This window comes from Massilia sp. CT11-108 (assembly GCF_047302915.1).
GTDB lineage: Bacteria > Pseudomonadota > Gammaproteobacteria > Burkholderiales > Burkholderiaceae_D > Telluria > Telluria orientalis.
Genome location: NZ_JBKYMO010000082.1, coordinates 1 through 16,331, shown reverse-complemented (window position 1 = coordinate 16,331; position 16,331 = coordinate 1). Strand labels below are relative to the sequence as shown.

The following is a 16,331-nucleotide window of genomic DNA, read 5'->3' as shown; positions in this document are numbered from 1 at the left end:
GGCCAGCCCGGCCGGTGCCGGCGATGCGGCCTGCTCGGCCCCGCCCTGTCCGGGGCGGAACGCCAGCATGCGCAGCAGGGTCATCGTGAAGCCCGCGTACTCATCCGGCGCGAGGCCGATCTCGTTGCGACCGATCACGGCGATCTGGTAATACAGCTGCACTTCCTGCGGATCGAATTGCGTGGCGAGACGCTGGATGTCGGCCAGTTCCGGCAGGTCGTCCGGCAGCGCGGCCGGCACGGTCTGCGCCAGCGCGATCCGGTGCAGCAGGGTGCCCAGGTCCTGCAGCGCGCCGTTGTACGACAGGCTGCGGCTGGCCATCTCGTCGGCGACGGCCATCAGGTCGGCGCCATCCTGGTTCGCGAGCGCATCGAGCAGGCGGACCAGGTAGGACTGGTCGAGCGCGCCCAGCATGCCCTGCACGGCGTCGAGCGTGACGGCGCCGGCCGCATAGGCGATGGCCTGGTCGGTCAGCGACAGCGCGTCGCGCATCGACCCGTGCGCGCCCTGCGCGAGCAGGCGCAGCGCGGGCTGCTCGAACGTCACGCCTTCCTGGCCGAGGATGTTTTCCAGGTGACCCACGATGTGACCCGGCGGCATCTGCTTGAGGTTGAACTGCAGGCAGCGCGACAACACGGTCACGGGAATCTTTTGCGGGTCCGTCGTCGCGAGGATGAATTTCACGTGCTCGGGCGGTTCTTCCAGCGTCTTCAGCATCGCGTTGAAGGCGTGGTTCGTGAGCATGTGCACCTCGTCGATCATGTAGACCTTGAAGCGTGCATTGCTCGGCGCGTAGACCGCCTGCTCCAGCAGCTGGGCCATCTCGTCGACGCCGCGGTTCGACGCGGCGTCCATCTCGACGTAATCGACGAAGCGGCCGGCGTCGATCGCGCGGCACGGTTCGCACTGGCCGCACGGCTCGGCCGTGATCGACCCGTTGCCATCCGGCCCGACGCAGTTGAGCGACTTGGCCAGGATGCGCGACAGCGTGGTCTTGCCCACCCCGCGCGTGCCGGTGAACAGATAGGCGTGGTGCAGCCGTCCGGTACGCAAGGCATGGGTCAGCGCACGGACGACGTGCTCCTGGCCAACCAGCGTTTCAAAGTTCCGGGGACGGTATTTGCGGGCGAGGACTTGATAGGACATACCGGGATTTTACCGTAGACCGGGCGAGGCGCGGCAACATTAGACGCTCATCGGGAATTCCCCTGCACTGATATTTTTCTTTCAACAAGGCACTCTCGCCGCTCGATGCCGGCGGCGACAAGCGCCATGCCAGGCTCAAGCTCGACGAGGACATGCTGAGGGAAAATCCGCTGGTGGAGGTATCGATGCGCCCGCTGGAAGCGGAGATCGATGAATAAGGAAGGTAGTAGGCGAGCCTGATCTGCGGCACTTGCGGTGAACGGCTTTGGCTGCTTCGTTCCCGACCTGACCAGGTAAACCATGCCACAATGCGCAGGGGCCCGCCAGCTCGCATTATAACCGGTTACGGGCATACCGGCAAACCACCGCCGGGATGCTCCGCGCATACCTATATAGAGTGTCCCGCATCAAGCGGACGTCACAGCCCCAGCTGCTGCCAGATCCCGTCCACGCGCGCCTTGACTTCCGGCGTCATGACGATGGGTGTGCCCCACTCCCGGTTCGTTTCGCCCGGCCATTTATTAGTGGCATCGATACCCATCTTGCTGCCCAGGCCGCTGATCGGCGACGCGAAGTCGAGGTAGTCGATCGGCGTGTTGTCGACCAGGACCGTGTCGCGGGTCGGGTCCACGCGGGTCGTGATGGCCCAGATCACTTCCTTCCAGTCGCGCACGTCGACGTCTTCGTCCACGACGACGATGAACTTCGTATACATGAACTGGCGCAGGAAGCTCCACACGCCGAACATCACGCGCTTGGCGTGGCCGGCGTACTGCTTCTTCATCTGCACGACGGCCATGCGGTAGCTGCAGCCTTCCGGCGGCAGGTAGAAATCCGTGATCTCGGTGAACTGTTTTTGCAGCAGCGGCACGAACACTTCGTTCAGCGCCACGCCCAGCACGGCGGGCTCGTCGGGCGGTTTGCCCGTGTAGGTCGAGTGATAGATCGGGTCGCGGCGCATCGTGATGCGGTCGATCGTGAACACCGGGAACCAGTCCTGCTCGTTGTAATAGCCGGTGTGGTCGCCATACGGCCCTTCCAGGGCATGCTCGAAGCCGGACGGGTGGTTCTCGTCCGGATAGATATGACCTTCCAGCACGATCTCGGCCGACGCCGGCACGCGCAGCTCGCTGCCGATCGCCTTCGTCAGGACAGTGCGCTGGCCGCGCAGCAGGCCGGCGAACTGGTATTCGGACAGCGTGTCCGGCACGGGCGTCACCGCGCCCAGGATCGTGGCCGGGTCGGCGCCCAGCGCCACCGCCACCGGATACGGCTTGCCGGGGTTGGCGATGCAGTGTTCGCGGAAGTCGAGCGCGCCGCCGCGGTGTGCGAGCCAGCGCATGATGACCTTGTTCGGCCCCAGCACCTGCTGGCGGTAGATGCCCAGGTTCTGGCGCTTCTTGTTCGGCCCTTTGGTGATCACGAGGCCCCAGGTAATCAGGGGCGCGACGTCGCCCGGCCAGCAATGCTGGATCGGCAGGCGGGCCAGGTCGACGTCGGCGCCTTCCCAGACGATTTCCTGGCACGGCGCGCCCTTTACTTCCTTGGGCGCCATGTCCCACACGGCCTTGACGAGCGAACCCAGGTCCATGATGTCCCGAAAACCCTTGGGCGGCTCGGGCTCCTTCAGGCGCGCCAGCACGTGGCCAATCTTGCGCAGCTCGCCGACGTCGTCCGCGCCCATGCCCAGCGCTACCCGCTGCGGCGTGCCGAACAGGTTGGCCAGCACGGGGATCGGATAGCGCTTGCCGGCGGCATCGACCGGGTTCTCGAACAGCAGCGCCGGCCCGCCGGCACGCAACGTCCGGTCGCACACCTCCGTCATTTCAAGATTCGGTGAAATAGGCGCGGATACGCGCTTGAAGTCACCGTTTTCTTGCAACTTAGCAATAAAATCCCGCAGATCAGAATAGTTCATTGAATTTTTAATTCTTTTTTACATCTTTTGAGGTGTGCTAACAATCGCCGGCAAGTGGTTGATTTGCCAAAGAATTGATGAGCTCCTGTACGTTCTTTAGATCTAAAAGTAATAGAACGCGTGAGTGCTAGTATTGACTTGATATAAACGAGCTTCTACAATCCGCCGTATCAAGTGAGGCAGGCCCGTCCAAGACGTGATTCTAGCCGGTCTCATTCTTTCACGGGGTCGGGGCCCCAGCGACATTTTAGGAGTGTTTTCACTGGGCGTCTGCCCAACCAACCCCGAGACAGTTGTTAGCTACTGGGCGCCTCCACTGCAGCGCGGCCCAGCTGAAGCAAGCAATGACGGCGTTCCTCGACCGCTACAGGCGGCGACGGACGGTTTTCTGATGCACGGCATGAGTTCGTTCGAACGCTGCGCTTCCAGCGCTGCGACGGGATGACTTTTTCCGCGACAAAGGAGAGACGATGATCCATCGCTTCATCGGCACGAGCGCAAGGCTCGTCCAACAGATGGCCAGCCGGCCAGTCACGTGGTCTTCCGTGATCAAAGCGGCACGTGGTGTTTTGACCACCGCACAACATACCTTGACCGTTTTCGGTCTTTCCGCAGTAGCAATGATTGCCCTGCTGTACAGCCGCCCCGATTTCGCAAAACGGGTGTCGGATTTCCTGAGCCCGCAACACGCCATGCCGGCGCAGGTTGCCACCGCCAATCCCGCGGTCCAGCTCGTCGCGGCGCGCGGCGCGGACGCCGTCGAGATCGCGAACGACGACAAGGCGGCGAACCGCCCCACCCGTCAGCAGAAGTACGTGACGGACTGGCTGTCGCGCCGCTACCGGGTGGCCGGCGACGCCGCCAACATGCTCGTCACGACCGCGTACAGCACGGCGCACGAGATCAAGCTGGATCCCCTGCTGATCCTGGCCGTGATGGCCATCGAATCGGGCCTGAATCCGTTCGCGGAAAGCCCGATGGGCGCGCAGGGCCTGATGCAGGTGATGTCCAAGGTCCACAGCGACAAGTTCGAGGAAGTCGGCGGCTCGCAGGCTGCCCTGAATCCGGTTGCCAACATTCGTGTCGGCGCCCTGATCCTGAAGGATTACGTGAAGCGCACGGGCTCCGTCGAAGGCGCCCTCAAGAGCTACGTCGGCGCCGCGGCAGCCGACGACGACTCCGGCTACGGCTCCAAGGTCCTGACCGAATACAAGCGCCTGAAACAGGTCGCGAGCGGCAAGAACGTACCGATCTACTTCCCGCCGGCACCGGCTGCGGCCCCGAGCACGACCCTGGCCCAGAAAGCGGCCAGCGCGCCGGCCAAGCCGGACACCGCGGCGCCCGATACGGCCCACGGCAGCACCCAGACCGGCGAGACCGTCGCCGGACTCTGAGCCACACCCTTACACTCCTTTCCTGGTCGAAAGCCACCGTCGGCGCCAGCTGCGGTGGCTTTCATTTATGGATTACCAGTCAATCGAGTCGACATGGACGGTGCCCGTCCACGCGGCCCCCGTCGTCAGGTTCAGCCCAAGGCGCTGCAGCGGCGTGACCGACGTCGCCGGCACCGTGATCGTGAACGTATTCCACGTGCCCGGCGTGAACGTCGTCGACGGATTCGAGAACCAGCCCCAGTTGTAGTCCATCAGATAGGGCTCGACCTTCGTGATCCGGCTGCCGGACGGGATGAAGACGTGGAAGGTGATCGTCGCGCCGGGCGGCACTATCACACCGCTCTGCTCCAGCGACGCCGACCCCGCCGCCGTGCCCGCGACGTTCACGGCGAGCGACCGCTGGCCCGCGTAGTGCCGGGCGGTCGACGTCGCGATGCCGCTGATCAGCGCACCGCTGGGGGTCCACAACTGGGTGTCGGTCTCGAAATGGAACTTCGTCGGGTCGGGGTTGGTGCCGGGCGTACGTGCGCTCGCTTCGGTCGAGAACCCGGATGCGCCTGCGCCGTTCACCGCCACCACGCGGTAATAATACGTCGTGCCGGGATTCAGGCCCGTGTCCGTGAACGTCGTGCCGGTGAGGCCGGTGACGGAAGGCGTCGCCGGTTCGCTGCCGGAGTTCGCCGTGCGATAGAGCTGGTAACTGGTGGCGCCGCGCACGGCATTCCACTGCACGGTCACCTGGTCGGCGGCGGCCGTGGCGACCACACCCGCGACCGCGTACGGTGCGCCGTTCGGCGGCGGCGGAACGGCGCCGTCGGTCAGCGCGGTGACCAGGGCCGGATCGGTGATGGCGCCCGTGTCATACACGAACGGGGCGTTCGGCGTGCTCCAGTAGAACGGGCTCAGACCGTGGGCGCGGGCGGATTCGCCTACATACTTGTTCCAGTAGAGATGGGACGCATTGTTCCAGACCTGTTCGTCGCCCGTCAGGCCCGGGGTGGCGGCCGCATGGAACTCGCCTATCATCACGGGCACGCCCTTGCTGGCGAACTGGTCCTTCAACTGCTGCATACCGGCGTCGATATTGCCTTCCTCGCCCCATGTGGCGTTGCGCGTCGGATCGCCTGCATAGTGGTAGGACTGGCCCCAGAACCAGATGGCTTTGCCCCACGACTGGTCGCCATGGATGATCGTGAACAGCGACGGCGTGTAGTTGTGGTATTCGACCATCAGCCGGCCGGGAGTCGAATCGGACGGCAAGTTGGTGAACCACGACGGGTCGCCCTGGCCCTGCAGCACGAGCCAGCGGCTGGTGTTCTTGCCGCCGGCGCCGCGCACCGCATCGACGAAGGTCTGGTAGTACTTCGCCACCGTCGCCATGTGCGCGGGCTTGTACACGTTCGGCTCGTTGGCGGCCGCGAACAGCAGGTGGTTGTCGTACCCCGCGAACGCGGTCGCGATCTGCGTCCACAGGTTGCGCATCTGCGCGTCGACGGCCGGATCGACCGTGTCGCCGATATGGTTCTCGAACCACCCGCCGTCCCAGTGATCATTGATGACCACATACATGCCGGCCGCGATGCTGTAGTCGACGGCCTGCTTGACCTTGGCCATGTAGGCGGGATCGATCTTGCCGGTGGCATCGGAATTCGTCACCCACGCGCACGGGATGCGCACGGCGTTGAAGCCGGCGTTGGCGGCGGCGGTGTACACGGCCTGGCTCGGGAATGCATAACCCCACATGGCTTCCAGCGAATTCCCGAGGTTGAAGCCGCGGGTAGGCATCGGCAGCGCCGTCGTGATCGGCGGCGGGGTCGTCGCCTGCACGTACACCGCGCCCGTGTAGAGCACCGTATCGCTGGACTTGTCCCGGACCGAGACCGTCTTCATGCCGTCCGCGACACCCGGCGTGCAGCGGAAGCGGACTTCGGTGGGCGTGATCGACAGCTTCGCCGGATGGGCGCAATCGGTGACGTCGAGCGCCAGCGCGGCGGGCAGGTTGGTGCCCAGGATCTGGAAATAAGCCGTCTGCCCCACGTGCAGCGTCGACAGCGTCGCGAAGCTTGGGTCGGTCGAGTTGACGGTGCCGACGGTGCCGGTCGCGCGCTTGCCGGCCTGGTCCTGGGACACGTGCGCGCCGCCGCCGGCGCTGACGGCCATGCTGGTGTCCCTGCCACTGCCGCCGCAGCCTGCCAGCAGGATGGCACCCGCCATCGCTGCAAGAACGAAATGTGTTTTCATGGTCTCCACTTCAATGTTGTTGGGTGAGTGACCATCATTGGCAGCCGCGGCCACGAACTCAATTTCGTTTTCCCGTAAGATCCCACGTAAAACCAGTGGATGTAAAAAAACCGCCCCGGTCTCCCGGGGCGGCTTTCTCACTACTATATATAGTGGGTAACGGATCAGCGTCGCGAATCCGCCGCCACCTCGTCCGGACGCAGCTCGCCGGCCAGGCGGTCGAGCACGCCGTTCACGTACTTGTGGCCATCGATACCGCCGAACGACTTGGCCAGTTCCACGGCTTCGTTGATCACGACGCGGTACGGGATCTCGATCTGGTTCTTCAGCTCGTACGCGCCGAGCAGCAGCACGGCGTGCTCGATCGGCGACACTTCCGCGATCGGGCGGTCGACGGTGGGTGCGATCACCTCGCGCAGCTCGACCGACTGGGCGATCGCGCCGTTCAGCAGTTCCGTGAAGTACTCGCCGTCGGCCTTGTCGAAGCCGTGCGCGGTGCGGATGTTGGTGACGACCGTGGAGGCCGGTTCATTGTTCAGCAGCCATTGATACAGCCCCTGCAGTGCGAACTCGCGCGCGCGGTGGCGCGGCGTGCGGTTCTTGATGGGATTGGCGTGCGATGTCTTGTCAGTCATGGTTGTACTCGATTTACTCTTCTTCGGCCTGCAGTTCTTCGAGGCCCAGCAGCAGGTTGGCCATCTCGACCGCGACGCGTGCCGCGTCGGTGCCCTTCTCGGCCATGCGGGCTTCCGCCTGCTCGTCGTTTTCCGTCGTCAGCACGGCGTTGGCGATCGGCATGCCGTAATCCAGGCCGATGCGGGTGATGCCGGCGCCCGACTCGTTCGACACGAGCTCGAAATGGTAGGTTTCACCGCGGATGACGGCGCCCAGCGCGATCAGCGAGTCGAATTGCTGCGTCTCGGCCATCTTTTGCAGGGCCAGCGGGATTTCCAGCGCGCCCGGGACGGTCACGTGCAGGATGTCCTCGTCGGCCACGCCCAGGTGCTTCAGTTCTGCCAGGCATGCCGACAGCAGGCCATGGCCGACATCGGCATTGAAACGTGCCTGCACGATACCGATGCGCAGGCCTTCACCTGCCAGATTGCTTTCAAAAGTTCCTACCGTCATGGCTATGCCTCTTGTTCTTTCGTTGATTAATAGTTCAATGGTACCGCGTTATGCAGACGCATTACGAGCTCACCTCGCATCCGGGCTTGGCCAGGTAGCCGGTGACTTCAAGGTCGAAACCGGCCATCGACGGCATCTTGCGCGGGTTGGCCAGCAGCTTCATCTTGCGCACGCCGAGCTGGCGCAGGATCTGCGCGCCGATACCGTAGGTGCGCAGGTCCAGGTTGGCCGCGCGGCCGACCGGGCGCGTCGGCTTGTCCTGGAACTGGGCGAACAGTTCGTCGGCCGTCTCGGCGCAGTCGAGCAGGACGATGACGCCCGCCTCCGCCCGCTGCACGGCCTGCATCGCGGCCGCGAGATTCCACGAGTGCGACGTCGAGGCGCTGTCCAGCAGGTCGAGGATCGACACCGGCTGGTGCACGCGCACGAGCGTCTCGCGGTCTTCCTGCGGGTTGCCGTGGACGAGCGCCAGGTGCGCCGAGCCGCTCGGCTTGTCGCGGAAGGCGACCAGCTTGAACTCGCCGTGCACGGTGGCCAGCGAACGCTCCGCCACGCGCTCGACGAGGGTCTCGTTCTGGCTGCGGTAATGGATCAGGTCGGCGATGGTGCCGATCTTGAGGTTGTGCTCCTGCGCGAATTCCAGCAGGTCCGGCAGGCGCGCCATCGTACCGTCTTCCTTGATGATCTCGCAGATCACGGACGCCGGGGTCAGGCCCGCCATTTCCGTGAGGTCGCAGCCCGCTTCCGTATGGCCGGCGCGCATCAGCACGCCGCCCTTGACGGCACGCAGCGGGAAGATGTGGCCCGGCTGGACGAGGTCTTCCGGCTTCGCGTCCTTCGCCACCGCCACCTGGATGGTGCGGGCGCGGTCGGCCGCCGAGATGCCCGTCGTGACGCCTTCCGCCGCCTCGATCGAGACGGTGAAGTTGGTCCCGAAGGACGTGCCGTTACGGGTCGTCATCATCGGCAGTTCGAGGCGGTCGCAGATCTCCTCGGACAGGGTCAGGCAGACGAGGCCGCGCGCGTGGCGGATCATGAAGTTGATCGCCTCGGGCGTGACGTGTTCGGCGGCGAGCACCAGGTCGCCTTCGTTCTCGCGGTCTTCCTCGTCGACCAAAATGACCATGCGCCCGGCGCGCAGTTCGTCAACGATTTCCTGGGTGGTGGAGATGGGCATGTGGATTCCTCGAGAGTACGGACCGGCTGGTGCGGAAATCCGCTATTTTAAAGGATTTGCCAGTCCTCGACCGTATCCCCGTCGGGGGGCCGCGCACTCTAGAGTCCCGCTACCACTGCTGCGGCATTGTTTCGTTGCATAATGACAACGACCCGCTTTGTTCGGCCTGCATTACATCATGCTCATTTACAAGTGTGGCCCAAGTCGGGCAAGGTAGAATGATTTTTTTCCGTGCCGAGGACGTCGTCGCATGCTCATCCGTATCGCCCGCATCACTTTTCTCGTCGCCGCCCTGCTCGTGCAGGGCGTGGCGCGGGGCGCGTCCCTCAAGCTCGACGATCCGCTGCCGGTCGGGGCCCAGGTCAAGGTCGGCAAGCTCGACAATGGCCTGACCTACTACATCCAGCGCAACCGCATGCCCGAGCACAAGCTGGAACTGCGCCTCGTCGTCAAGGCCGGCTCGATCCTCGAGGACGAGGACCAGCAGGGCCTGGCCCACTTCACCGAGCACATGGCCTTCAACGGCTCGCGCCATTTCAAGAAGCACGAGCTCGTCTCTTACCTGCAGTCGATCGGCGTGAAGTTCGGCGCCGACCTGAACGCCTACACGTCGTTCGACGAAACCGTCTACATCCTGCCCGTGCCGTCCGACCGCAAGGACGAACTCGACAAGGCCTTCCTCGTGCTGGAAGACTGGGCCCACGGCCTCACGCTGACGGACGCCGACATCGACAAGGAACGCGACATCGTCCTCGAGGAAGCCCGCCTCGGCAAGGGCGCCGGCGACCGCATGCAGAAAGTGCTGATGCCGAAGATCTACAACGGCTCGCGCTATGCCGACCGCCTGCCGATCGGCCAGGAAGACGTCATCCGCACCTTCAAGCCGGACACGCTGCGCCGCTTCTACAAGGACTGGTACCGCCCGGACCTGATGGCGGTCGTCGCCGTGGGCGACATCGATCCCGCCCAGGCCGAGAAATTGATCCGCCGTCATTTCGCCGGCCTGAAGAACCCCGTCCACGCGCGTCCGCGCGACTACGCGAAGATCCCGGCACGCACGGACAACGAGGCGCTCGTCGTCACCGACAAGGAAGCGGGCCCGGCATCGATCCTGATCCGCTACCCGCTGCAGCCGTTCCACGAGCGCGCCACCCTGCGCGGCTACCGCGAGCAACTGGTCGAAGCGCTGTTCGCGGGCATGCTGAACCAGCGCTTGCAGGAATTGTCGGCGCTGCCCTCCCCGCCGTTCATCGGCGCCAGCAGCGCCCTGTCGCGCCTGACGCCGCGCTACCGGTCGTACAACGCGATGGCCGCGCTCGGCATGAACGGCGCCACCGTCGCCATCGACGCGCTCGTGCAGGAAAACGAGCGCGCGCGCCGCTTCGGCTTCACGACGGCCGAACTCGAGCGCATGAAGAAGACGATGATGCGCACTTACGAGCGCGCCTGGAACGAGCGGGACAAGACGGATTCCGCCGTCCACGCGGCCGAATTGATGCGCAACTTCCTCGAAGGCGAATCGATTCCCGGCATCGATGCGGAGTACCGCTACGTGAAGGAACTGGCGCCCGGGATCACGCTCGCGGAGATCAATGCCTATGCCGCCAGGACCATCCCGGCCGACTCCGGCAAGCTCGTGATCTACACGGGCTCGACCAAGACGGAAGGCGACGCCCCGATTCCCACCGGCGAGCAATTGCTGGCGGCCGTCACCAACGCCGAGAAGCGCGACGTGAAGGCGCACGACGAAAAGGCCGTCGCCGCGCACCTGATGGACCGGCCGCCCGCGCCCGGCAAGATCGTCGACGAAAGCCGGGATGGGAGCCTTGGTCTCACCCGGTTGACCCTGTCGAACGGCGTCAAGGTGATCCTCAAGCCGACGACGTTCCGCAACGACCAGGTCCTGATGAGCGCCGCGCGCTTCGGCGGCCAGAGCCTGTTCGACGACAAGGACATGTTCAACGCCCGCTACGCCGACACGATCGTCGCCGCGATGGGCCTGAAGGATTTCTCGCCGCTCGACATGCGCAAGATCCTGGCCGGCAAGGCCGCCTCCGTGAGCGCGGGCCTGGGCAACAACACGGATGTCGTCGCGGGCACGGCGGGCGCCACCGACGTCGAGACGATGCTGCAGATGGTGTGGCTGAAATTCGCCGGCGTGCGCCGCGACGAAGACCTGTACAAATCGTTCATCGGCAAGCAGATGGAGTTGGCGCGCAACCGCCTGTCGCAGCCGGGCGCCCTGTTCGGCGACACCGTGCTGGCCACGCTGTACGACAATAACCCGCGTGCGCCGCGCGCCCTGCGCCCCGAGGACATCAACAAGATCGACCTCGACCGCGCAATCGCCATCTACCGCCAGCGCTTTTCCAGCGCCAAGGACCTGACGTTCATCTTCGTGGGCAGTTTCGACGTCGCCGCCATCAAGCCGCTGATCGCGACTTACCTCGGCAGCCTGCCCACGCCGGACATCCCGACCGCCTACCGCGACCTCGGCATCCGTCCCGTGACGGGCGTCGTCAAGCGCGAGATCAAGAGCGGCTCGGAAGACCGCAGCAACGTGTCGCTGACGTTCACTGGTCCCAGCGAGGTCACGGAACTGGAAGAACTGCGCCTGTCCGCGCTGGCGGAAGTGATGAACATCCGCATCATCGATATCCTGCGCGAAAAGTTGGGCCTCATCTACGGCGGCGGCATGGAAGCGTCGATGACGCGCATCCCGTACAGCCACTACACGATCGGCGTCCAGTTGCCGACGGGCCCGGACAACGTCGACAAGGTGCTGGCGGCGACGTTCGCGGAGATCGACCGCATGCGCAAGGAAGGCCCCACGCAGGAAGACCTGGACAAGGTCAAGACGAACTGGCAGCAGACCTACCGCAAATCGCTGCAGGAAAACGCGTACTGGCTGGCCGCCCTGCAGACCTCGCTGACGGAAGGTACCGATCCGGGCACCATCCTCACGTTCGACAAGGACATCCAGAACCTCACCGTGGACGACGTCAAGCGGGCCGCGCAGCGCTACCTGAACACGGAGAATTATGTGCAGGTGGTGCTGAATCCCGAGGCCAAGGCCACCGCGGCCCAGGCGCGGAACGACACCGAGAAGAAACCCGGCGAATCCTGATTACTTCAAGTACTTGTTGAACCACGCGATCTCGCGCGCCCGCAGGTCGCGCTGGTTCTCCGGCCTGCGGAACGCGTGTCCCTCGCCGTCATACACGAGCAACGTGGTCGGCACGCCCATCGCTTTCAGGCCGTGCCAGAATTCGAACGATTGCGCCGGCGGGCACTCGACGTCGCGCTCGCCCACGTAGATGAAGGTCGGCGTGCGCGCCGCCTTGATCGATGCGATCGGCGACGCGGCGCGGTAGACGGCGGGATCGTCGTACATCGTCGCGCCGAAGTACGGCACCATCCACTGGTCGATGCCGTTCTGGCCATAGTAGCTGATCCAGTTGGCGATGCCGGCGCCGGCCACGGCGGCCTTGAAGCGCGGGCTGTGCGTGACGCCCCACATCGTCATGAAGCCGCCGTAGGAATGCCCCATCAGCCCGAGGCGGTTGCCGTCGATGGGCGCGCGGGCGATGACCGCGTCGACGCCGGCCAGGATGTCGCGCCAGTCGCCGCCGCCGAAGTCGCGCCGGTTCGCGCGCGTAAACGCCGCGCCCTGGCCATAGCTGCCGCGCGGGTTCGGCATGAAGACGAAATACCCTTCCTTCACGAGGTCGCGCACGAGCGGGTTGCCGTTGTCGCCGGCCGCCACGTAGCGCGGCGACGCGGCCGCCGCCGGGCCGCCATGCACCTGCACGATCATCGGGTAGGTACGGCCCGCCTCGACGCTGCGCGGGCCCAACAGCCAGCCCTGCACGTCGAACCCGTCGTTGGTCCAGCCGATACTGCGCGCGGAGACCTGCGGCAGGAACCCATCGTTGTCGCGGGTGATGGGCACCAGTTCCGGCAGGCGTCCGGCGACGATGCGCGGCGCGTGCTCGAAGTCTTCCGTCACCGACGCGGCCACGCGGCCGTCCGCGCTGAACACGACCCGCCCGTCGCGTCCCGCCGAGAGGCCCACGGGGGCCTGCCACAGCATGCGCGCGCTACGCGCCGCGGGATCGATCGCGGCGATGCCGGCTTCGCTGCCGCCCAGCACGGACGCGAGCAACTCCTTGCCGCGCCACGTGATGCCGTTGAACGTGCCCTTGTAGTCCGGCGTGACGTCGACCGGTTCGCCGCCTTCCAGCGGCACGGTGTACACGTCGCCGCCGACGGAACCGAAGTCGCTCATCAGGCCACCGATGAAGGCGACCGTGCGCCCGTCCGGCGACACGTGCGGCATGTTCATCTGCATGTGCGGCGCGGCGATGACGCGCAGGCGGCCGCTCGCCGCGTCGACGTGGCCAAGCGTCGCGATCCACCAGTTGTTGTCGCCGTTCCCCTGCGCGCTCGTGACGACGAAGCCCTTGCCGTCCGGCGTCCAGTCGTATTCGTAGACGAACGTGTCGCCTGGCGACACGAGACGGTAGTCGCCACCCGCCGCCGGCACGATGGCGATGCGCTGCTCGTCCTCTTCCTGCGCGAGGCCGATCTCGCCGACCTGGCGCGCACCCGCCTCGACGGCGCCCGTCAGCTTTTTCGCGCCGACCGTCGCGAGGAAGGCGACCTGGCGGCCGTCCGGCGACCAGCGCACCGTGCCGGCGACGCCCCTGATCGTGGCCAGCGGCGTCATGCGCCCATCGCGCACGAGCACGACGCCGGCGGTACCTGCCCTCGGGTCGGCGACGATGGCGGCCAGTGTCTTCTGGTCCGGTGACCACGCGAGGGACTCCAGGCGGCATTGCGCGCAATCGGCCTTCTGCCACGTCGATGCGATGCGGCCGGTGGCCGTGTCGCGCACGACGATCCGCGGCCCCGTTCTCGCTTCCCCCTCCACCGCCTCCACCGCCGCGATGCGCTCGCCGCTTGCCGTCATCGCGAGCGTGCGGTAGGTGCGCATGCCGGCCGGATCGGCATGTGCCAACGCGGCCGCCGCCAGCAGCACGGTCAATGCCGCGCCGCGCGCGACGGTCTTGCCATCGAGGGAAAGGTGCCGGGTCATGTCTCGTCCTTGTTATCGTTGTGATGCCAACGTAAAGACGGACAGGCCGGCTACGCTGGCACGGAGGCCAGCAGGGAGTCTACGCCATCCGCTCAGGCCTTGGCGGCGCTGAGCATGCGTTCCACGTAGCGTGCGATGAGGTCGATCTCGAGATTGACCTTCTTGCCGGCACGCAGGTGCTTCAGCGTCGTGACGGCGATCGTGTGCGGAATCAGGTTGATCGAGAAGCGGCAGCACTGGCTGCCGGCCCCGTCGATGTCCTCGACGCTGTTGACCGTCAGCGACACGCCGTTCACGACGACGGAACCTTTATAGGCCAGGTACTTGCCCAGGTCGCGGGGCGCGTCGACGACGAGCTTCCACGACTCGCCCACCTGCTCGAAGCTGTGCACGTCGCCGAGGCCGTCGACGTGGCCCGAGACGAGGTGGCCGCCCAGGCGCTCGGCCAGGGTCAGCGCCTTTTCCAGGTTCACTTCGCCCGGCTGGTCGAGGCCCACGGTGCGATTGAGGCTCTCGCGCGAGACGTCGACGGCGAAGGCGCTGTCCGTCTTTTCGACGACGGTCATGCAGGCGCCGTTGATGGCGATCGAGTCGCCCAGCGCGACGTCGGCCAGCGGCAGGCCGCCCGCGTCGATGTCCAGGCGCACGCCGGCATCCGCGCCGTCCGCCAGCGGGGTAACCGATTTGATGCTGCCGACGGCAGCGACGATTCCGGTGAACATGATCTCTTCCTTTGTTTTGACAATATCGGTGCGGTATTACGCGTGGCGGCTCGGATCCTCGTCCCGCTTGAAACGCGCCAGGATGCGCAGGTCCGGCCCGACCTGGGCCACGGCGTGGAAATGCAGCGGCAGCTTGTCGGACAGGTGCGCAAGCGGCGGCAGCGCGAACATCCCCTGCCCCGGGCCGACGAGGCTGGGCGCCAGGTAGACGAGCAACTCGTCCACGCAGCCCTCGCGCACGAGCGACGCGTTCAGCTTGGAACCGGCCTCGACGTGCAGCTCGTTGATCTCGCGCCGTCCCAGCTCGCGCATCAGCGCCGGCAGGTCGACCTTGCCGGACGCATTCGGCAACATGAGGATCTCGTGTCCCAGCGCCTGCAGCGCCGCTTCCTTGTCCGCGTTCGGCACGGCGGCCACGATCCAGCACGGCTCGCCCTGCAGGATGCACGCGTCGAGGTCGATGTCGAGGCGGCTGTCGACGATCACGCGGCGCGGCTGCAGCGGCGTGTCGATGCCGCGCACCGTCAGCTGCGGGTTGTCGACCTTGATCGTGCCGATGCCGGTCAGGATCGCGCTCGCGCGCGCCCGCCACGCGTGGCCGTCCGCGCGCGCCTGGGGGCTCGTGATCCACTGGCTCTCGCCATTGTCCAGCGCCGTGACGCCATCCAGGCTGGCCGCCGTCTTCAGGCGCACCCACGGCCGCCCGTGGCGCATGCGCGTGAAGAAGCCGATGTTCAATTCATGGGCCGGTTCGGCCAGCAGGCCCGCGCTGACCTCGATCCCGGCCGCTTCCAGCTGCGCCAGGCCGCGCCCGGCGACGAGCGGATTCGGATCGACCATCGCCGCGACGACGCGGCCGAGCCCCGCCTGGATCAGCGCGTTCGAGCACGGCGGCGTGCGGCCGTAATGGCTGCACGGCTCCAGCGTGACGTAGGCGGTGGCGCCGCGCACGTCGTAGCCGCGCGCCTGGGCATCGCGCAGCGCCTGGATCTCGGCATGGGCCTGGCCGGCGGCCTGCGTGTGGCCGGCGCCGATGACGGTGCCGTCGCGCACGATCACGCAGCCGATGCGCGGGTTGGGCGCGGTGATGTACATGCCCTTCGCCGCCCATTCCAGGGCCAGCGCCATGCCGTCGGTATCGCTCTGTATCTGCACTCTCGTTTCCGGTCTCGCTACGTTGTGTTGCCAGGTTCGCACCGGCGGCGTCCCGCCGCCCGAAGGTTCACGCTGGCGGCGTCCCGCCGCCAAAGTTCATGGCGCCGGCGCGCCGTCGCAACCCGCATCGCGCGCCGGATCGCACACGCGCGCCCGGCCCAGCATGTTGATTTTAATACGGCGGATGTGCCCGCCATGAAACAGCGACACCGTTCCCCAGCGCGCCGCCGCGCTGTTACCGTCGGCGCAACTGCGTCCCGCGCCATTGTAGGCGATATAGTACGGCCGTGCGACATTCGTGAAAGCGAAGTCGATGGCAATGCCCGGCGCCAGCGGCCCGTGCTCCGCGATC

General features: G+C 65.9%; 11 protein-coding genes, 1 other RNA gene and 1 pseudogene. 2 read left to right on the top strand and 11 right to left on the bottom strand.

Going from position 1 to position 16,331, the window contains the following annotated elements; all coding sequences use genetic code 11:
- The 3 genes from dnaX to ubiD all read right to left on the bottom strand — a co-directional run.
- Positions 1-1,146 (bottom strand): DNA polymerase III subunit gamma/tau (dnaX, locus tag ACEN88_RS09695; protein ID WP_413339127.1); only part of this gene is annotated, 1,146 nt, incomplete at its 3' end.
- 226 nt (positions 1,147-1,372) lie between these two features.
- Positions 1,373-1,471: signal recognition particle sRNA small type (gene ffs / locus ACEN88_RS09690), an RNA gene on the bottom strand.
- A 93-nt stretch (positions 1,472-1,564) separates the two neighbouring features.
- Positions 1,565-3,064, bottom strand: a complete 1,500-nt coding sequence (gene ubiD, locus ACEN88_RS09685) for a 4-hydroxy-3-polyprenylbenzoate decarboxylase (protein ID WP_413339125.1) — start codon at positions 3,062-3,064, stop codon at positions 1,565-1,567.
- Between the two features lie 620 nt (positions 3,065-3,684).
- Here ubiD and ACEN88_RS09680 point away from each other — a divergent pair.
- Entirely contained in the window at positions 3,685-4,458 is a 774-nt protein-coding gene (locus ACEN88_RS09680) for a transglycosylase SLT domain-containing protein (protein ID WP_413339123.1), read from the top strand.
- A gap of 72 nt (positions 4,459-4,530) precedes the next feature.
- Here the strand turns inward: ACEN88_RS09680 and ACEN88_RS09675 are convergent, their stop codons facing one another.
- The 4 genes from ACEN88_RS09675 to ribBA form a co-directional block, all read right to left on the bottom strand.
- Positions 4,531-6,699, bottom strand: a complete 2,169-nt coding sequence (locus ACEN88_RS09675; protein WP_413339121.1) for a cellulase family glycosylhydrolase — start codon at positions 6,697-6,699, stop codon at positions 4,531-4,533.
- A 164-nt stretch (positions 6,700-6,863) separates the two neighbouring features.
- The gene (gene nusB, locus ACEN88_RS09670) at positions 6,864-7,334 is read right to left on the bottom strand and encodes a transcription antitermination factor NusB (protein WP_413339119.1); all 471 of its coding nucleotides are present in this window, start codon (positions 7,332-7,334) and stop codon (positions 6,864-6,866) included.
- 13 nt (positions 7,335-7,347) lie between these two features.
- The gene (gene ribH / locus ACEN88_RS09665) at positions 7,348-7,827 is read right to left on the bottom strand and encodes a 6,7-dimethyl-8-ribityllumazine synthase (protein WP_056127338.1); all 480 of its coding nucleotides are present in this window, start codon (positions 7,825-7,827) and stop codon (positions 7,348-7,350) included.
- A 61-nt stretch (positions 7,828-7,888) separates the two neighbouring features.
- Positions 7,889-9,004 (bottom strand): bifunctional 3,4-dihydroxy-2-butanone-4-phosphate synthase/GTP cyclohydrolase II, encoded by a 1,116-nt coding sequence (gene ribBA, locus ACEN88_RS09660; RefSeq protein ID WP_413339117.1) that lies wholly within the window; start codon positions 9,002-9,004, stop codon positions 7,889-7,891.
- A gap of 250 nt (positions 9,005-9,254) precedes the next feature.
- On the opposite strand from ribBA, the gene ACEN88_RS09655 reads away from it, so the two are divergent.
- Positions 9,255-12,131: a M16 family metallopeptidase gene (locus tag ACEN88_RS09655; RefSeq protein WP_413339115.1), complete on the top strand. Its 2,877-nt coding sequence runs from the start codon at positions 9,255-9,257 to the stop codon at positions 12,129-12,131.
- Here ACEN88_RS09655 and ACEN88_RS09650 read toward each other — a convergent pair whose 3' ends face one another.
- From ACEN88_RS09650 to ACEN88_RS09635, 4 genes and pseudogenes are all read right to left on the bottom strand, one after another.
- Positions 12,132-14,102 carry a prolyl oligopeptidase family serine peptidase gene (locus tag ACEN88_RS09650; protein ID WP_413339113.1) on the bottom strand — a complete coding sequence of 657 codons (1,971 nt, stop codon included), beginning with the start codon at positions 14,100-14,102 and terminating at the stop codon, positions 12,132-12,134. It lies immediately after the preceding gene.
- A 92-nt stretch (positions 14,103-14,194) separates the two neighbouring features.
- Positions 14,195-14,824, bottom strand: a complete 630-nt coding sequence (locus ACEN88_RS09645) for a riboflavin synthase (RefSeq protein WP_413339111.1) — start codon at positions 14,822-14,824, stop codon at positions 14,195-14,197.
- Between the two features lie 36 nt (positions 14,825-14,860).
- On the bottom strand, positions 14,861-15,952 hold the full coding sequence (gene ribD / locus ACEN88_RS09640; RefSeq protein ID WP_413339128.1) for a bifunctional diaminohydroxyphosphoribosylaminopyrimidine deaminase/5-amino-6-(5-phosphoribosylamino)uracil reductase RibD: 1,092 nt from the start codon (positions 15,950-15,952) through the stop codon (positions 14,861-14,863).
- Positions 15,953-16,075: 123 nt separating this feature from the next.
- Positions 16,076-16,331, bottom strand: a pseudogene (locus ACEN88_RS09635) (type-4 fimbrial pilin related signal peptide protein); the annotation flags it as partial.